The following is an 18,106-nucleotide window of genomic DNA, read 5'->3' on the forward strand; positions in this document are numbered from 1 at the left end:
GCGATTGCTCCCCGGCCACGCCGAGGTCAAGGTGCACGGAACGATGGGTATCGCTGCGCTCCACGCCATCCTACGGCGGGGTTACCGGCAAGGTTGGGGCGCTGGCGGGAGTTAGGCTTCCTGCAACGCGCGGGGGCGGTTGCTGCGGTCTTCTGCGTCGGTAGAAACGGCCTGCTGCAGCTGGAAGTCGAACTCGATCTCGGCGAAGCGCCCTTCCACACCGCGCGCATCGGCGGCCGCCGCGTCCTCGACAAAACGAACCTCGCCGATCAGCCCGTCGCGGGTGGCGTAGGCGAAGTCGTCCCACAGGTACTGGTCGCCCGCGAGGTTGATCTGCGTGGTCAGGTGGCGATGCCCCGGCGCGGAGATGAAGAAGTGGATGTGCGCCGGGCGCTGGCCGTGGCGGCCGAGCTGGTTCAGCAGCTCCTGGGTCGGGCCGTCCGGCGGGCAGCCGTAGCCGCTGGGGACGATGCTGCGGGCTTTGTAGCGACCCTCGGCGTCGGTGACGATGCGTCGGCGCAGGTTGAACTCGGACTGGGTGCTGTCGAAGTACGAGTAGGTCCCGTTGGTGTTGGCGTGCCAGAGATCGACCACGGCGCCGGCCAGCGGCTTGCCCTGCGGATCGAACACGCGGCCGGAGAGGAACATCACGGTGCCCGCATCCTTGCCATCGTCCATCCGCGCTTCACCTTCGGACAGCGGTGCGCCGGCCACGTACAGCGGGCCTTCGATGGTACGCGGGGTGCCGCCGCCGATGCCGGCGGCTTCATCCTGGGCATCCAGCAGCAGGTCGAGGTAGTGCTCGACGCCGAGGCCAGCGACGACCAAGCCGGCTTCCTGACGGGAGCCGAGGCGGTTGAGGTAGTCCACCGCTTTCCAGAACTCGTCGGGGGTGACGTTCATGTCTTCGATGAGCTTGGCAGTGTCCTGCAGGATGCGCAGGACGAGGTTCTTCACGCGCGGATTGCCCTGGTCGTTCAGGGCGCCGCTGGCTTCTTCGAAGAACTTCTGGATGTCGGCAGTCTGGGAAATCTTCACGGTCATGATGCGATCCTCAAGTCTTGTTCTTGTTGAGTCGTTCGGACAGAAATCAGCGGTCGTCGGAATGGATCGAAGACGGATGGCGGCAGAGCCCGTCGACCTCGATGTCCATGTACGGGAACAGCGGCAGCTGCATCAGGGTGTCGTGCAGTTCCTCGACGCTGGCGAGGTCGAACACGCTGTAGTTGGCGTAGTGCCCGGCGATGCGCCACAGGTGGCGCCACTTGCCCTCGCGCTGCAGGCGCTGGGCCAGTTCCTTCTCGTCGGCCTTGAGCTGGGCGGCCTTGGCCGGGTCCATGTCGACGGGCAATTTCACGGTCATCTTCACGTGGAACAGCATCGGGTCTTCTCCTCTATCGGGCAGTCGGAAAGGGTTGCGAATCAGGTACGGCGGAAGCGCGCCAGGCGCTCCTCGTCGAGCGTCAGGCCCAGGCCGGGCGTACGCGGAACGTGCAGTTGGAAGTCGCGGTAGACCGGCGCCTCGGTGACGATTTCCTCGGTGAGCAGCAGCGGGCCGAACAGCTCGGTGGCCCACGTAAGCTTCTCCAGGGTGAGGAAGGCGTGGGCCGAGGCCAGGGTGCCGACCGCGCCTTCGAGCATGGTCCCGCCGTACAGCGCGATGCCGGCGGCTTCGGCGATCTGCGCGGTGCGCAGCACGGCGCGCGGGCCGCCGTTCTTGGCGATCTTCAGGGCGAAGATGCTGGCCGCGCCGTCGGCGGCGAGGCTGAAGGCGTCGGCCACGCTCTCGATGGATTCGTCGGCCATGATCGGTGCCGGGCTGCGCTGGTTCAGGCGTACCTGGCCGCTGCGGTTGATGCGCGAGATGGGCTGCTCGATGAGGTCGATGCCGTTCTCGCCGAGCACCTGGCAGCCACGGATGGCCTGGGATTCGTCCCAGCCCTGGTTGACGTCCACGCGCACGCTGGCGCGCTCACCCAGGGCCTTCTTGATCGCCACGACGTGCCTGAGGTCCTGTTCCAGCGAGTTGGCGCCGATCTTCAGCTTGAAGATGCGGTGGCGGCGAATCTCCAGCATCTGCTCGGCTTCGGCGATGTCGCGGGCGGTGTCGCCGGAAGCGAGGGTCCAGGCCACTTCGAGACTGTCGCGCACGCGGCCGCCGAGCAGTTCGCTGACCGGCAGGCCGAGGCGCTTGCCCTGGGCGTCCAGCAGCGCGCTCTCGATACCCGAGCGGGCGAAGGTGTTGCCCTTGATCGACTTGTCCAGGCGCTGCATGCAGGCGTTGATGTTGCTGGCGTCCTGGCCCTTGAGCAGCGGCGCGAAGTGCGCGTCGATGTTGGCCTTGATGCTTTCCGGGCTCTCGTTGCCGTAGGCCAGGCCGCCGATGGTGGTGGCTTCGCCGATGCCCTCGACGCCGTCGGAGCAGCGCAGGCGGATGATCACCAGCGTCTGCTGCTGCATGGTGTGCATGGCCAGCTTGTGCGGGCGGATGGTCGGCAGGTCGACGATGATCGACTCGATGCGTTCAATGACGGGGCTACTCATGGACGGCGTTCCGGTCTGGGATTTCGGGATGGGCCGGGCCGCACTTCGGCGATACCCGGCAGGTCTTTTCACGATTAACGAAGGATTGCGCCGGGGGCTGCAGGCAGTCCAATATCGTTGCCATCTTGTTGCATACCCTGGAGGTATCATGGAGCTGCGACACCTGCGCTACTTCCGCGAAGTGGCCGGCACCCTCAACTTCACCCGCGCCGCCGAGCGCCTGCACATCGCCCAGCCGCCGCTGAGCCGGCAGATCCAGCAGCTCGAAGAACTGCTCGGCGTGCCGCTGCTGGAACGTGGCCGACCGTTGCGCCTGACCGACGCCGGGCGCTACTTCCACGAGCAGACCGGCACCCTGCTGGCGCAGCTGGAAAGCATCTGCGAGAGCACCCGGCGCATTGGCCACGGCGAGCGCCAGTGGTTCGGCATCGGCTTCGCGCCCTCGACGCTGTACGACGGGCTGCCCGAGCTGATCCGCGAGCTGCGCGGCGACGCCGGGCTGGAACTGGGCCTGCAGGAAATGACCACGGTGCAGCAGGTCGAGGCGCTGAAAAGCGGGCGCATCGACATCGGTTTCGGGCGCATTCGCATCGACGATCCGGCCATTACCCAGCAGGTATTGCGCGAGGAGCCGATGGTCGCCGTGCTGCCGGCCGGGCATCGTCTGCTCGGCGCACCGCTGAGCCTGGAGCAACTGGCCGGCGAGGACTTCGTGCTCTACCCCGCCAACCCGCGCCCCAGCTATGCCGACCACGTGCTGGCGCTGTTCGCCAACCACGGCCTGAGCGTGCACGTCGCGCAGTGGACCAACGAATTGCAGACCGCCATCGGCCTGGTCGCCGCCGGCCTGGGCGTGGCGCTGGTGCCGGCCTCGGTGCAACAGCAGCACCGCGCCGACATCGGCTACGCCAGGCTGACCGACGCCGAGGCGGTCTCGCCGATCATCCTCAGCCAGCGCCGTGGCGACGTCAGTGCGCCGCTGCAACGTTGCCTGCAACTGATCGGCGCGAAGCTGCCGTAAGCGCAGCATCGCGGCGCCTCAGCCGAGGTCGCCGCCACCCACCGGCAGGGTTACGCCGGTGATGTAGCTGGCTTCGTCGGAGGCGAGGAAGAGAATCGCGCCGACCTGCTCGTCGATACTGCCATAGCGCTTCATCAGGCTGCTGTCGCGGGTCTGCTCGACGATCTGCTGGTACCAGACCTTCTCCTGTTCGCTCTGCTGCGCCGCGTTGCGCGGAATGCGCCGGGGCGGTGCTTCGGTGCCGCCGGGCGCGGTGGCGTTGACCCGCACGCCGCGCTCGGCAGTCTCGAAGGCCAGGCACGCCGTCAGCGCGTTCACCCCGCCCTTCGCCGCGCCGTAGGGCACACGATTCACCCCACGGGTGGCGACGGACGACACGTTGACGATGGCACCCGCGCCCTGCTCCAGCATCGGCACCAGCGCCGCGCGGCAGCACCACAGGGTGGGGAACAGCGAGCGGCGCACCTCGGCTTCGATCTCGTCTTCGGCGTAGTGCTCGAAGGGTTTGGCCCAGATGGTGCCGCCGACGTTGTTGATCAGGATGTCGAGGCGGCCGAAGCGTTCGAGCGCCTGGTCAACCACGTTCTGGCAATCGGCGAAGCGTTCCAGGTCGGCGGTCAGGGTGAGCACTTTGTCGTGCTGGCCGAGGGCGTCCTGCAGTTCGTGGACGATCTCGGAGCGGTCCACGGCGATGACCCTGGCGCCCTCTTCCACCAGCCGCTCGGCAACGCGCCGGCCGATGCCCTGGGCGGCGCCGGTGACGAGGGCGATCTTGTCTTTGAATCGGTTCATGGTGACCTCATGACGTCGGGGCAAACCCTGTAGGAGCGAGCTTGCTCGCGAACCAAACCCCGCTGTGAAGCTGTTCGCGAGCAAGCTCGCCCCTACAAAGGTCCGTCACGCCCAAGTTTTGGTTGTCGAATTCAGGCCGCGCTCGCCGCGAACTTCTCGTAATAGAAATTCGCCGGCGTGATGCCCTGTAAACGGATGTGCTGGCTGACTGCCTCGACCATCGGCGGCGGGCCGCAGAGGTAGATGTCCACTTCGCCGTCGTTCAGGTGCGCAGGCTCGATGTGCTGGGTCACGTAGCCCTTGCGCGGGTAGTTGCTTTCCTGACTGGCCACGCAGGCGCTCCAGGTGAAGTGGGGGATGCGCGCAGCGAAGGCTTCCAGGCGGTCCATCTCCACCAGGTCGAAGTCGTGGGTGACGCCATAGATCAAATGCAGCGGATGTTCGCTGCCGCGTTCGGCGATCTGTTCGAGCATTGCGGTGAAGGGTGCCAGGCCCGTGCCGCCGGCCAGCAGCAGCAACGGCCGCTTGATCTCGCGCAGGTAGAAGCTGCCCAGCGGGCCGGCCAGGGACATGGCGTCACCGGCCTTGGCCAGGCCAGTGAGGAAGCTGCTCATCAGGCCGCCCGGCACATTGCGGATCAGGAAGCTGACCTCGCCGTCCTTCTGCAGCGAGCTGAAGGAGTAGGCGCGGCTCTGCTCACTGCCCGGCACCTGCAGGTTGACGTACTGCCCCGGCAGGAAGGCCAGCTTGCTCAGCGACTCGCCCTTGATCGACAGCGCGATGGTGCTTTCCGAGAGCTGGCGAACCGCGCTGATGCTGGCCTCGAAGCTGATCTGGGCGGTCTTGCAGACTTGCGAAGAGGCCGGCACGCGCACCACACAATCGCTCTGCGCGCGCATCTGGCAGGTGAGCACGTAGCCCTGCTCGGCTTCGTCCTCGGTCAGCGCGTCCTCGATGTATTCCTGGCCCGGGTCGTAGCGGCCGGCTTCGGCGAAGCACTTGCAGGTGCCGCAGGCGCCGTCGCGGCAATCCAGCGGGATGTTGATGCCCTGGCGGTAGGCCGCATCGGCCACGGTCTCGCTGGGGCTGGCGTCGATGAAGCGGGTAACGCCGTCTTCAAAGTTGAGGGCGATCTTGTGGTTCATGGCGTGCACCTCGGCGCCGCGCAGGCGGTGTCGCGCGCGGCGAATCCACGCGCGCGACGCACAGCCCTGACGGCGGAATCAGATGTGGTAGATGTCGATGACTTGCCTGACGTAGTCGTTCTTCAGCACGACCTTCTTCGCCTTCACCAACGGCTGTTCGCCACGCACGTCGAGCGTGTAGAAGCTGGTGCCGAAGTGACTGTCGACGGTCTTGTAGCGGAAGCTCAGGGTGTGCCAGTTGAAGCGCACCTGGCACTGCCCGTCGGCCTCGCCGAGTACCTCGATGTTGCTGAGGTTGTGTGAGGTGCGGGTGTCCGGCAGGGTTGCGCTGGAGCGCTCGGTCTTGATGCGGAACACGCGGTCTTCCAGGCCGCCACGGTTGCCGTACCAGATCAGCGAGATTTCCCGCTGCGGGTCTTCGGTGAGCTGGTCACGGTCGTCCCAGGAGGGCATCCAGAAGGTGGCGTCGGCGGCGTACAGCTCCAGCCAGGCATCCCAGTCCTTGTCGTCGAGGTAGCGCGCTTCGCGGTAGAGGAAGTCGCGGACGGTCTCGTAGCGGCTCATCACACGCCCTCCTCTTTCACAGCGATGCGCTTGGCCTGCTCGGCGGCCAGCGCGTCGATCATGGTCTGCTGCCAGTACTGGTGCTGCAGCACGAACAGGCCTTCGTCCTCGGTGCGCACACCGGAGAGCGCCGGCGCCAAGTCGATCTCCCGCGCCGCATCGTCAGCGCCGTCGACCCAATGCTTGGCCCCGCGCGACAGGTCGTTCCAGCCGCCCGCGCTGCCCTGGTAGGCCTGCTGGCAGGAGCGGAATTCTTCCAGGTCGTCCGGCGTGGCCATGCCGCTGACGTTGAAGAAATCCTCGTACTGGCGGATGCGCTGGGCGCGCGCTTCGCTGCTCTCGCCCTTGGGCGCGATGCAGTAGATGGTGATCTCGGTGCGATTGACGTCGATGGGCCGGGCAATACGGATCTGCGAACTGAACTGGTCCATCAGGTAGACGTTGGGGTACAGGCAGAGGTTGCGCGAGTTCTCGATCATCCAGTCGGCGCGGGCCTGGCCGTGGTCACGGGCCAGTTCGTCGCGGCGCTCGAAGGCCGGGCGCGCCTCGGGGTTGGCCCAGCGAGTCCAGAGCAGTAGGTGGCCGTGGTCGAAGGAGTAGAAACCGCCGCCTTGCTTGGCCCAGCCGCCGGCGCTCATGGTCTTCACCGCCTCGCCGGCTTCGCGCTGCTGGCGCTGGTTCTGAGTGGCGGCGTAGTTCCAGTGCACGGAGCTGACGTGGTAGCCGTCGGCGCCGTTCTCGGCGGTGAGTTTCCAGTTGCCCTCGTAGATGTAGCTGGAGGAGCCGCGCAGCACTTCCAGGCCTTCGGGGGACTGGTCGACGATCATGTCGATGACCTTTGCCGACTCGCCCAGGTGCTCCACCAGCGGTTTGACCTCGGCCTTCAGGCTGCCGAAGAGGAAGCCGCGATAGGACTCGAAGCGCGCCACTCTGGTCAGGTCATGGGAGCCTTCGCAGTTGAAGCCTTCCGGGTAGCCGGCCTCGGCCGGGTCCTTCACCTTGAGCAGCTTGCCGGAGTTGTTGAAGGTCCAGCCGTGGAACGGGCAGGTGTAGCTTGCGCGGTTGCCGGACTTGTGCCGGCAGAGCATGGCGCCCTTGTGGCTGCAGGCGTTGAGGAAGGCGTTGAGCACGCCGTCCTTGTTGCGCGCGATGAAGATCGACTGGCGACCGATCATGGTCGTGAGGAAGTCGTTCTTTTCGGGGATCTGGCTTTCATGGGCGAGGTAGACCCAGTTGCCTTCGAAGATGTGTGTCATCTCCAGGTCGAACAGGCGCGGGTCGGTGAACATCTCCCGCCGGCAGCGGTAGACACCCTTCTCAGGGTCTTCTTCGAGCAGCGAACGCAAGTAGTCGATACCCAGGGACATGGCCGGGGCCTCCGTTGTTTTTGTTCAGGCAGGCTCAGGTTAGGGCTGGGTTCGGCGGGGCAATATCCGCTTTGTGCAGAGTGCTATCCGTTTTCTGCAGGGGTGGTTTTTGCGTGGTGTTCGCGGGCTTGCTCCCTGTAGGAGCGGGCCATGCCCGCGATCCGCCGGCAGGGTCGGCGTCTGCTTCTAATCCGATGCTGGAGCCGACCTGCTTTGACTTGGGTGTCCCGCGTCGCTTTGACGTGCGCCCGGACTTCTTGTTTCGCCCCCTCGGGCGCATGCGGAGATTTCTCTGGAAGACATCAAGATCCAGAGCCAGGGCCAGTATCTGTTCGTAGGGCGTATAACCCGGAACGGGTTATACGCCGATGCCACAAGGGCGGATAACGCTGGCGCGCTATCCGCCGTACGAATCGTCTTTCGCAGCTCTGTCCCGGCGTCGACCGGTTCGCGCTCCCCGGCAAACGCTTGAGTAGGATGGGTGGAGCTTGCGATACCCATGCTGTCGGTGAACAGGAATTGATGGGTATCGCTGCGCTCCACGCCATCCTACGTCAGAGCTCCAGCATGACGCTGGCGGGAGCGGGAACTCCCACCGCGCAAATCAGCTGCGGCGCTTGAGCGTCTCCGACGGCAGCTCGCCGAACTGCTGCCGGTACCCTTCGGCGAACCGCCCCAAGTGCAGGAAGCCGTAGTCCAGCGCCAGCTCGGTGACATTGCGCACCGGGCAGGCCGGGTCCGCCAGGCAGGCGCGGATGCGCTCCAGCTTGAGGCGGCGGATGTACTGGCGCGGCGTGGTGCCGGCATGCCGCTCGAACAGTGCGTAGAGCGAACGCAGGCTCATGGATGCCTGGCGCGCCAAGGCTTCGACGTCGATGTCCTCGCGCAGGTGGCCTTCAATGTACGCCTCGATGCGCTCGAAGGAAGCGCTGGCGCCGGCGATGGGTTCGCGGCTGACGTTGGTTTTCAGCAGCGTCAGCAGCTTGCTGGCGACGATCTGCTGGTAGTGCTCATCCACCCGAACCAGACGCTCGCCGGCTTCGGACTCCTGGCAAACCATCGACAGCAGGTTGACGAAGCCTTCCAGTTCGCCCAGCTGGTAGCGATTTTCGGTGAAGCGCACACCCGCGCGCGGGTGGTTCCAGCGCTGCTCGGCGCAGATGGCTTCGAGCAGGGTCACCGGTACCTTGAGGATGAACTTCTCGCAGTCGTCCGAGTAGGTCAGGTCGACCGGGTCGTCCGGGTTGATCAGCAGCAGCTCGCCCGGCGCCAGGTAGTGTTCCTGGCGCTGGCCGCGCCACAGGCAGTGGCCGCTGAGGAGGATCTGCAGGTGGAAGATGCTTTCCAGCGCTGGCGAGGTAACGCGCACCGCGCCGCCATAGCTGATGCGGCACAGGTCGAGGCTGGCGAAGCGGCGGTGGTTGAGGCTGGCTTGCGGGTGGCCGTGGGCCGGCAGGCGCAGGTCGTGGGTGCCGACGTGCTGGTTGACGTAGCCGGACACCGCATACGGGTCGGCACGCTCGAACACGCGACTGCGCTCACTCAGCAGGCTTTGCATACAGGCACTCACTCTTGTCGTTGGCCACGCTCTTCGTCGCGGTCGCTCCAGTCTATGCGCGCGGCGCGGCGAAGGGACCGGGCAGAGATGAATGGCAACACCTTCACCCTGCCCCACAAGCCCTCAGGTGGCGTCGGCGTGGCTCACCAGACCCTTGATCACAACGGCGGCGGTGGCGATGGCAGCCGGCACGATCAGGGCGGTCAGCACCTGCTCGAAATTCCAGCCCAGGCCCAGCAGGGTCGCGCCCATCCACGCACCGAGGATGGCGCCGAAGCGGCCGATCCCGAGCATCCAGGACACCCCGGTGGCGCGCCCCTGGGTCGGGTAGAAGCGCGCCGCCAGCGACGGCATGGCCGATTGCGCGCCGTTCACGCACATGCCGGCGGCCAGCACCAGGGTCGCCAGCAGCGTGACCGTGCCCAGGCTCTGCCCAACGCAGTAGGCGAACACGCCGGCCAGGCAGTAGAAGATGCCGATGACCTTGTGCGGGTTGAAGCGGTCCATGGCCCAGCCCACCGCTACCGAACTGAGCACCCCGCCGAGCTGGAACAGCGCGCCGATGAAGGCCGCCTGCTCCATGCTCGCGCCGGCGTCGCGCATCAGTGTCGGCAGCCAGCTGGTGAGCAGGTAGACGATCACCAGGCCCATGAAATAAGTCAGCCACAGCAGCAGGGTTCCCGCGCTGTAGGTGCCGGAGAAGATCACCTTGAACACGTTGCGGCTCTGCACCGTTTTCTGCTCGGGCACGCTGAAATCCCGCGCAGTCACCACCTCGGACGGCGCGATCGGCGCCAGCACGCGCTTGACCTTGTCCGCCCCGCGATTGCGCACCACCAGGAAGCGCGCCGACTCCGGCAGCCACACCAGCAACACCACCGCCAGCACCAGCGGCAGCACGCCGCCGAGCAGCAGCAGGCTGTGCCAGCCGTAGGCCGGAATCAGCTTGGCGGAGACGAAGCCGCCCGACGCCATGCCCAGGTTGAAGCCGCAGAACATGCTGGTCACCAGCAGCGACTTGAGGCGCTCGGGGGTGTACTCCGAGAGCAGCGTGGTGGCGTTGGGCATCGCCGCGCCCAGGCCGATGCCGGTCAGCAGGCGCAGCGCCAGCAGTTGTTCGAGGTTGCTGCTGTAGGCCGACAGCAGGCTGAACAGGCCAAACAGGAATACCGCCACCACCAGCACGCCCTTGCGCCCGAAGCGGTCGGCCAGTGGGCCGGAACCCAGGGCGCCGAACACCATGCCGATCAGCGCGGCGCTCATCACCGGGCCGAGGCTGGCGCGGTCGATGCCCCAGTCCTGGGTCAGCGCCGGGGCAATGAAACCCATGGCGGCGGTATCCAGGCCGTCGAGGAAGACGATGAGGAAGCACAGCAGCACGATGCGGCACTGGTACAGCGACAACGGCTGGGCGTTGATGAAGGACTGGACGTCGAGGGTGCCGGCAGTGGGCACGTGGGCGGAGCTGGTCATGCGAAGGCTTCCTGCGAAGGCGTCGTCGCGGGAAGGCCGGCTTTATCGCCCGGCACTCCCGCAAGCTGGACAGGAATGAGGCGCGAGCCGGTGGACGCACGGACCGGCGGATGGGGCAGGCACACAGGGGCCATGGCTGACGCTCATTGTTGTTATTGCCCGTCCGGCTGGACAGGTTGAGCCACAGTACGAAGAGACGTGGAGCCGTTCAATTCGATAATCGCGCCTGTGGGCGGTTAGCGAACAGGATTGCTGCGAGCCGGCGGGCAATGCTCCCACCGGCTTGATCAGTCAATGGAACAGCCGCGTGCCCAGCTCGCGGCTGGCCTCCAGCAACACCGGCAGGAAGCGCGTTTCCAGCTCCTGGCGCGACACGCGGCCGGCGTGAGTGCCGACGTTCAGCGCGGCCAGCACCTGGCCGGCGGAATCCTTCAGCGGCACGGCGATGGAGCGCAGGCCCACTTCCAACTCCTGGTCGATGATCACCCAGCCCTGCTGGCGGATTTCGGCGATGTTCGCGCGGAGCATTTCCGGGGTGTGCACGGTGCGGCTGGTCTTCACCTGCAGGTCGGCGTGGGCCAGGTAATCCTCCAGCGCGTCGTCGTTCAGCCCGGCGAGCAGGATGCGGCCCATGGAGGTGCAGTAGGCCGGCAGGCGGCTGCCGACGCTCAGGTCCACCGAGATCAGGCGCTGCGGCGTGGCCGAGCGGGCGATATAGAGAATCTCGTCGCCTTCCAGCGTGGCCATGGAGCAGGCCTCATGCAGTTGCTCGCTGAGGCGATCGAGGATCGGCTGCGCGGTGACCGCCAGCGGCGTCGAGGACAGGTAGGCGTGGCCGAGGGTCAGCACCTTGGGCAGCAGCGAATAGGTACGGCCGTCGGAGGTGACGTAGCCCAGCTTCATCAGCGTGTGCAGGCAGCGGCGCACGGCGGCGCGGGGGATTTCGGTGCGGTGGCTGATCTGCGCGATGGTCAGGTGGCGTTTGCGCTCCTGGAACGCATGGATCACCGCCAGGCCACGGGCCAGCGAGGTCATGAAATTCGGGTCGCCGGTGAAGGCCTCGATGCGCTTGGCCGGCGAAGCGATGATCGGCGGCGCAAGGGGCGGCAAGCTGGCACGGGGGGCGTCGGTCATGTTGTGGTCCTGGCAGGCGAATGCCGGGCGATTATCGACACGCATGGGCGATTATCGCAACATGAATGGTCGATTATCGAACGGAGCTTGCCGTACACCTGTGGAGCGGACTCCCTCCCGATGCCTCTCCTGCTTCGCGAGCAAGCTCGCTCCTACGAAGAGCGCGCCGGTGCTGGCCTGTAGGAGCGAGCTTGCTCGCGAACAACCCAGCACTGGGAATCTTCAGAGCGGCACCAACCTCAACTGCCGCAACCTACTCAACGTGCGCGAGAAGTGGCATCGGCGGATAACCCGTTCCGGGTTATGCGCCCTACCCACTACACGAGCTGGAGGCGATTGTGGCGTTTGATTGAAGGGTGTCGTCTTTCACACAAGCGTCAGGAGGAACACCTCGTAGGATGGTGTGGAGCGCAGCGATACCCATCGATTCCGGGCACCGACAGCATGGGTATCGCTTCGCTCCACCACATCCTACGTTGGAGGTCCGTCGGCGAAACCGGCGCTGGGGTAGACATAGAATCTCCTACGAAGAGCGCACCGGTTCTGGTCTGTAGGAGCGAGCTTGCTCGCGAACAACCCAGCACTGGGAATCCTCAGAGCGGCACCAACCTCAACTGCCGCAACCGGCTCAACGTACGCGAGAAGTCCAGCGCCGCGCCGCCCGCCGCCAGGTCCTCCAGCGACACCGTGGCGAACAGCTGCAACTTCAGCTGCCGGTCATAGGCAATGTCGATGAAATTGAGGAAGCGCATGCTCACGTCCGGCGGGTAGTCCGCCAGCGGGCCAAGGCCGCTCACGGCCATGCGCGGGTAATGCTCGATCAGCCACAGGTAATCGCTGGCCGAGCGCGGGCGCTCGAACATCTCGCTGAAGTCCATCCACGCGCAATGCTCATCATGGGCGTGCACTTTCAGCGGGTGGTGATTGACGCTGAGCACCTCGTCGAACTTCGCCTCCGCCGCCAGCCCCAGGCGCGAGCCGATCAGTTCGAGGTCGTCGGCGCGGGCGGGCCAGAGGAAACTGCCCCACTCTTCCAGCGACGTGCTGTGCTCGCGGTAATCCTGACCGGCATCCACCGAGATCACGTCGAAGCGCTTTTCGATCAGATCGATGGCCGGGCGGAAGCGCTCGCGGTACAGCGGATTCGGACAGAGGTTTTCCGGCTCGTAGTTGGACGTGCAGACCAGGCCTACGCCTTCGTCCACCAGCACCTTCAGCATTCGCCCCAGGAGCATGGCGTCACCGATGTCGTGCACGTGGAATTCGTCGAAGCACAGCAACCGGGTTTCTTCGGCGATGGCGCGGGCCACGCGCACCAGCGGGTCGGATTGCCCGGTGATCGCCAGCATGCGCCCCTGCAGTTCCTGCAGGAACGCGTGGAAGTGCACGCGGCGCTTGGCCTCAGTCGGCGCGGCAGCGAAGAACTGGTCCATGACGAAGCTCTTGCCGCGCCCCACACCACCCCACAGGTAGACACCGGCTACCGGCTTGCGCAGGAAGCCATGGCGGCCGGCGAGGAAGTCGTCGAGCCAGTTGGCGAGGTGATCGACTGCCGTCACCTGCGCCTCGTCCGCTCGATAGCCGCGCTCGTCGAGCGCGGCGGCGAAGTGTCGCCGAACGCGGTCGGCGACCGGTTCGGCGGATGTTTCAGTATCAAAAGTCAAAGAACACCGTTTCCGCATTTCCCTGGACGCGGATATCAAACCGGTATGCGAGCTTCCCGTCTACCTCGCAGCGCTTTGCAATGAGGGTTTGCCGACGCTCGGGCTGCTCGATGAGGTTCAGCACCGGGTCCACCGCGTTCGCCTCGGCTTCATCCCCGAAGTACAGGCGGGTCTGCAGATGAATGTTGATACCACGGGCGAACAGCGAGACGTTGATGTGCGGCGCCATGGGTACGCCGGCGGCGTTTTTCACCACGCCGGGCTTGATGGTCTGCACCTGCCACTCGCCGGCATCGAAGGTCGTTGCTGTGCGTCCGAAGCCGTTGAAGGGCCTCTCCTGATCGTAGGCAGCGTCATACACGCCTTGGTGATTTGCCTGCCACAGCTCCAGGAAGGAGTCGCGGATCAGGTGGCCGTTGCCGTCGTACACGTTACCGATCAGCAGGATGTGTTCGCCGGGCGCACCGGGCTTGGCCATTTCGCTCCAGATTTCCTGGTCACGGGCCGGGTTGCCGGCGGCGGACAGCGCCAGGCCGATGTGTACGTAGGGGCCGGCGGTCTGCGAGGGGGTTTCCGGCAGCAGTTCGATAGGCATGGTCGGTCCTCCTCAGCGATTTTCGAAATGGGTCTTGCGTTGGCCGCGCAGCACGATATTGAAGCGGTAGGCCAGGCAGTCCATGGGGTTGGCGTTGCTCATGTCGAGCTTGGCGATCAGGCTTTCCACCGCGTCCGGGTTGGCGATGGACTTGACGATGGGGCACATCGGGATCAGCGGGTCACCCTCGAAGTACAGCTGGGTGATCAGCCGCGTGGAGATCGACGGGCCGCTGATGGAGAAGTGGATGTGCGCCGGGCGCCAGTCGTTGGGGCCGTTGCGCCAGGGGTACGGGCCGGGCTTGACGGTGCGGAAGACGTAGCGCCCTTCGCTGTCGGTCAACGCACGGCCGACGCCGCCGAAGTTCGGGTCCAGCGGCGCGAGATAGCGGTCGTTCTTGTGGCGGTAGCGGCCGCCGGCGTTGGCCTGCCACATCTCCACCAGGGTGTGCGGCACGGGCTTGCCGTACTGGTCCATCACCCGCCCGGACACCAGGATGCGCTCGCCGATGGGCAAGCCGCCGTTGTTGAAGTTGAGCAGCAGGTCGTTGTCGTGCTCGCCCATCTTCAGGTGCGAGAAGTCAGGGCCGCTGGTTTCCGAGACCGATTGCGGAATGCTCACCAGCGCCTGGCGCGGGGAACGGGCGATGGAGGTCTTGTAGTCGGGGGTGAGGGCTTTGGGGTGCCAGTTTCGGTCACGAATGACGAAGCGGCTGTTTTCCGCGTCGGACATGTCGGTCTCCTCTTGTTGGATTTATAGGAGCCTGTTGCATCAGGCAGTGCGGCGGAGTGTCGCCCGCCTGCCTGACACCGAACACTGAAAAGATGCCCGCCATCCATAACCATTTGGTTATGGATAAGCACCCTCACGGTACGCTTCCCCCACCTCGCGCAGCACCTCCAGGCACCAGTGCGCGCCGAGCGAAAGCGGCAGCGTCGAGTTACTGCAAACGCCCACCGAACCGCCCGGTTCCTGCACGTCCAGCGGCAGTTCGACGATCTCGCCGGAGCGCAGGTCCAGGCGCACCGAATCCAGCGGGGCGATCCACAGCGCGTCGCTGGTCAATACATAACGGCGGCTGAGCACCGTGGACAGGGTTTCCAGCCGGCGACGCGGCTGGCCGAGGCCGCTCTGCACCAGCAGGCTGTCGGCAGACTTGCGGATGGTGGTACCGGCCAGCGGCAGCACCAGCGGCCAGTCGTCCAGCGCCGAGGGCGGCAGCGGGCGGCCCAGCAGCGGGTGGCCGGCACGGGCCACCAGGGTCATGGATTCGCTGTACAGGTGCTCGAAGGCGAGCCCCTGGATCTGCGGGCTCTCGGTCATCCGGCCGACCACCAGGTCCAGCTCGCCCACGCGCAATTGCGAGAGCAGGTGCGCGCTGGGCCCAGTCACCACACTGACCACCAGCGCCGGGTGGCGCTCGTGCAGGCGCCGCACCGTTTCCGGCATCAGCAGGCTTTCCACAGTGGAAAGCACGCCGAGGCGCACCGTGCTGGAGGCGTACTCGCCGCCGCGCAGGCTGTTCACCCCGTCGCGCAGCGCCTGCACGCAGGGGCCGGCGTAGCGCAGGAAGGCCGCGCCCGCCTCGGTCAGGCTGGCGCCGCTCTTGCCGCGCTCGAACAGGCTGGCTGCGAGCAGGTCCTCCAGCTCCTTGAGCGTCTTCGAGATGGCCGGCTGGCTCACCGCCAGGGCGTCCGCCGCGCGGGCCAGGCTGCCCTGGCGAGCCACTTCGAGGAAACACACCAGGTGGCGGAACTTGATACGCGAATCGATATTCATAGCGGCTCAACGCGGCTCGCGGAAGGCGCGGGGCGAAACCCCGGCGTAGCGCTTGAAGAATCGGGAGAAGTAGGCGGGTTCGGAGAAGCCCAGGCTGTCCGACACCTGCTGGATGGTCATGGCTGTGTACACCAGGTTGCGCTTGGCCTCCAGCAGCAGGCGCTGGTGGATCATCTGCAAAGCCGACTGCCCGGCCAGCCGCCGGCACAGCGCGTTGAGGTGCGCGGCACTGATACCCAGCGCCGCCGCGTAATGTTCGATGGGCCGGTGTAAACGGAAGTCCTGCTCCAGCAGGCGGGAGAACCCATGCACATGTTCGACGCCGCGATCCTGCTGGCTCGCCTGGGCACGGGCCTGCTCCAGCGCCCGGCGGCTGAGCCAGACCAGCAGCATATTGAGCAGCGATTGCAGCATGAGGTCGCGGCCCGGCGCTTGCCCGGCGTACTCGCGCTGGATGGACTCGAACAGCCCATCCAGCTGGCGCTTGCCCTCGCCCACGGCAAAGCACACCGGCTGCTCCAGCACCGTACTTTGCAGCAGGCCGCCGAGCTGCTCGGCCAGCGGCAGGCCCATGCTCAGCACCCAGCCCTGCACGTCCTCGGCGAAGCGGAAGCCATGCACCGCCAGCGCCGGCGTGACCTGCAGCGAAGCCTCGCGGACCGGCGTCACCCGCCCCTCCACTTCCAGCTCCGCCGCGCCGGATTGCACATACAGCAGCTGCACCAGGTCGCCGTGGCGATGCGGGCGGATTTCCCAGTCGTGCAGGCGGCTGCGCGAGGCAATGGATTCGCAGTGGATCAGGTCCGGCGTCGGCCACACCGTCGTTTCGCCATACAGGCGGAACACCGGGACCGGCGTGTCAGCACGTTGTTCGATCACCGCCCACATCCATGAAAAATCCAAGAAGACTGTTGGAAATTACCTTCAAACGCCGATCCCATCCACAAAAAATGCAGGAGACAAAAACAACAGCGCTCTCCAAGGAGCCACCCCATGAAGACTCAAGTCGCCATCATCGGCGCCGGCCCGGCCGGTCTCCTGCTCGGCCAACTGCTGCACAAGGCCGGTATCGATACCGTCATCCTCGAACGCCAGACACCCGACTACGTGCTCGGCCGCATCCGCGCCGGCGTGCTCGAACAGGGCACCGCCGACCTGCTGCGCGAAGCCAATGCCGGTGCGCGGATGGATGCCGAAGGACTGCTCCACGACGGCTTCGAACTGGTCCTCAATGGCCGCCGTGAGCGCATCGACCTCAAGGCCCTCACCGGCGGCAAGCAGGTGATGGTCTACGGCCAGACCGAAGTCACCCGCGACCTGATGCAGGCCCGCGAGGCCTGCGGCGCGATGAGCGTGTACGAAGCCGCCGACGTGGAGCTGCATGACGTCACCAGCGAAAAGCCCTACCTCACTTTCACTCACCAGGGCGAACAGGTGCGCCTGGACTGCGACTACATCGCCGGCTGCGACGGCTTCCACGGTGTGGCCCGGCGCAGCATTCCCGCCGAGCGCCTGAGCATCTTCGAGCGCGTCTACCCGTTCGGCTGGCTCGGCCTGCTCAGCGACACCCCGCCGGTCAACCACGAACTCATCTACGCCAGCAGCGAACGCGGCTTCAGCCTGTGCAGCCAGCGCAGCGCCAGCCGCAGCCGCTACTACCTGCAGGTGGGGCTGGAGGAGAAGGTGGAGGACTGGTCCGACGAACGCTTCTGGGACGAACTCAAGCGCCGCATTCCCGAAGACGCCGCGCGCCAGCTGGTCACCGGGCCATCGCTGGAAAAGAGCATCGCCCCGCTGCGCAGCTTCGTGGTGGAACCGCTGCAGTACGGCCGGCTGTTCCTCGTCGGTGATGCCGGGCACATCGTCCCGCCCACCGGCGCCAAGGGCCTGAACCTGGCGGCCAGCGACGTCGATGCCCTGCACCGCATCCTGGTGAAGGTCTACGGCGACGGCCGCACCGACCTGCTGGAACAGTATTCGCCCATCGCCCTGCGGCGCATCTGGAAGGCCGAGCGCTTCTCCTGGTGGATGACCTCGATGCTGCACCAGTTCCCCGACAGCGACGCCTTCACCCGGCGCATGCTGGAAACCGAGCTGGACTACTTCCTAGGTTCCGAGGCCGGCCGCACGACCATCGCGGAGAACTATGTGGGGCTGCCGTTCGAGGAAGTGGTCTGATGTCCCGCTGGCCGGACAGGGTGCGAGGCTCTTGACCTCGTAGGAGCGAAGCTTCTAAGCGATCCGGCCGACAGGCCGGTGCAAGCGACGACGGTCCCGGCTGCACCGGGATTTCGCGGAGAAGCTCCGCTCCTACAAAAAGCTCCAACTCCGAAGCACGACCTGTAGGAGCGAGCTTGCTCGCGAACCGCCTGGCAACGGAATTACCGGCGAAATCCATTCGCGAGCAAGCTCGCTCCTACGAAAAACCCCACCATCTATCCTTACCCCTCCAGCCACGCCGCTCGCCGCG

Annotated in this window: 17 protein-coding genes; 2 read left to right on the plus strand and 15 right to left on the minus strand. The window is 65.9% G+C overall.

Translation table 11 applies throughout. The features are described 5' to 3' along the window. Positions 1-111: 111 nt before the first annotated feature. From catA to CTR55_RS18075, 3 genes are read right to left on the minus strand one after another with little or no spacing between them, the layout of a single operon-like run. Complete coding sequence (gene catA / locus CTR55_RS18065; protein ID WP_296288203.1) at positions 112-1,044, minus strand: catechol 1,2-dioxygenase; 933 nt, start codon at positions 1,042-1,044, stop codon at positions 112-114. A gap of 46 nt (positions 1,045-1,090) precedes the next feature. Next, a complete protein-coding gene (gene catC, locus CTR55_RS18070; RefSeq protein WP_017519458.1) occupies positions 1,091-1,381 on the minus strand; it encodes a muconolactone Delta-isomerase in 291 nt (96 codons plus the stop codon). Positions 1,382-1,422: 41 nt separating this feature from the next. Further along, positions 1,423-2,544 carry a muconate cycloisomerase family protein gene (locus CTR55_RS18075; protein WP_296288204.1) on the minus strand — a complete coding sequence of 374 codons (1,122 nt, stop codon included), beginning with the start codon at positions 2,542-2,544 and terminating at the stop codon, positions 1,423-1,425. Between the two features lie 148 nt (positions 2,545-2,692). Here CTR55_RS18075 and CTR55_RS18080 point away from each other — a divergent pair, with 148 nt between their 5' ends. Beyond that, positions 2,693-3,565, plus strand: coding sequence for a LysR family transcriptional regulator (locus CTR55_RS18080; RefSeq protein WP_296288205.1), 873 nt, complete (start codon positions 2,693-2,695; stop codon positions 3,563-3,565). Positions 3,566-3,583: 18 nt separating this feature from the next. Here CTR55_RS18080 and CTR55_RS18085 read toward each other — a convergent pair whose 3' ends face one another. From CTR55_RS18085 to CTR55_RS18140, 12 genes are all read right to left on the minus strand, one after another. Beyond that, on the minus strand, positions 3,584-4,357 hold the full coding sequence (locus CTR55_RS18085) for a 1,6-dihydroxycyclohexa-2,4-diene-1-carboxylate dehydrogenase (protein ID WP_296288206.1): 774 nt from the start codon (positions 4,355-4,357) through the stop codon (positions 3,584-3,586). Positions 4,358-4,488: 131 nt separating this feature from the next. Beyond that, entirely contained in the window at positions 4,489-5,502 is a 1,014-nt protein-coding gene (gene benC, locus CTR55_RS18090; protein WP_296288207.1) for a benzoate 1,2-dioxygenase electron transfer component BenC, read from the minus strand. 78 nt (positions 5,503-5,580) lie between these two features. Next, positions 5,581-6,069: a benzoate 1,2-dioxygenase small subunit gene (gene benB, locus CTR55_RS18095; RefSeq protein ID WP_296288208.1), complete on the minus strand. Its 489-nt coding sequence runs from the start codon at positions 6,067-6,069 to the stop codon at positions 5,581-5,583. Further along, positions 6,066-7,433: a benzoate 1,2-dioxygenase large subunit gene (benA, locus tag CTR55_RS18100; RefSeq protein WP_296288209.1), complete on the minus strand. Its 1,368-nt coding sequence runs from the start codon at positions 7,431-7,433 to the stop codon at positions 6,066-6,068. The genes benB and benA overlap by 4 nt, the downstream gene beginning before the upstream one ends. A 604-nt stretch (positions 7,434-8,037) precedes the next feature. Then, positions 8,038-8,991, minus strand: a complete 954-nt coding sequence (locus CTR55_RS18105; protein WP_296288210.1) for an AraC family transcriptional regulator — start codon at positions 8,989-8,991, stop codon at positions 8,038-8,040. A 123-nt stretch (positions 8,992-9,114) separates the two neighbouring features. Then, a complete protein-coding gene (locus CTR55_RS18110) occupies positions 9,115-10,464 on the minus strand; it encodes an MFS transporter (RefSeq protein WP_296288211.1) in 1,350 nt (449 codons plus the stop codon). Positions 10,465-10,755: 291 nt separating this feature from the next. Then, positions 10,756-11,598, minus strand: coding sequence for an IclR family transcriptional regulator (locus tag CTR55_RS18115; RefSeq protein ID WP_296288212.1), 843 nt, complete (start codon positions 11,596-11,598; stop codon positions 10,756-10,758). Positions 11,599-12,191: 593 nt separating this feature from the next. After that, on the minus strand, positions 12,192-13,262 hold the full coding sequence (gene zapE / locus CTR55_RS18120; protein WP_296288213.1) for a cell division protein ZapE: 1,071 nt from the start codon (positions 13,260-13,262) through the stop codon (positions 12,192-12,194). After that, positions 13,252-13,857 carry a protocatechuate 3,4-dioxygenase subunit alpha gene (pcaG, locus tag CTR55_RS18125; protein WP_296288214.1) on the minus strand — a complete coding sequence of 202 codons (606 nt, stop codon included), beginning with the start codon at positions 13,855-13,857 and terminating at the stop codon, positions 13,252-13,254. The genes zapE and pcaG overlap by 11 nt, the downstream gene beginning before the upstream one ends. A gap of 12 nt (positions 13,858-13,869) precedes the next feature. Continuing rightward, positions 13,870-14,589 (minus strand): protocatechuate 3,4-dioxygenase subunit beta, encoded by a 720-nt coding sequence (pcaH, locus tag CTR55_RS18130; protein ID WP_296288215.1) that lies wholly within the window; start codon positions 14,587-14,589, stop codon positions 13,870-13,872. 117 nt (positions 14,590-14,706) lie between these two features. After that, positions 14,707-15,636, minus strand: a complete 930-nt coding sequence (gene pcaQ, locus CTR55_RS18135) for a pca operon transcription factor PcaQ (protein ID WP_296288216.1) — start codon at positions 15,634-15,636, stop codon at positions 14,707-14,709. 6 nt (positions 15,637-15,642) lie between these two features. Next, complete coding sequence (locus CTR55_RS18140; RefSeq protein WP_296288389.1) at positions 15,643-16,512, minus strand: helix-turn-helix domain-containing protein; 870 nt, start codon at positions 16,510-16,512, stop codon at positions 15,643-15,645. A 117-nt stretch (positions 16,513-16,629) separates the two neighbouring features. Between CTR55_RS18140 and pobA the strand changes: the two genes are divergently transcribed. After that, the gene (gene pobA, locus CTR55_RS18145) at positions 16,630-17,814 is read left to right on the plus strand and encodes a 4-hydroxybenzoate 3-monooxygenase (protein ID WP_296288217.1); all 1,185 of its coding nucleotides are present in this window, start codon (positions 16,630-16,632) and stop codon (positions 17,812-17,814) included. Positions 17,815-18,106 lie beyond the last annotated feature (292 nt).

The sequence above is a fragment of the Pseudomonas sp. genome (assembly GCF_002796985.1).
Lineage (GTDB): Bacteria > Pseudomonadota > Gammaproteobacteria > Pseudomonadales > Pseudomonadaceae > Pseudomonas.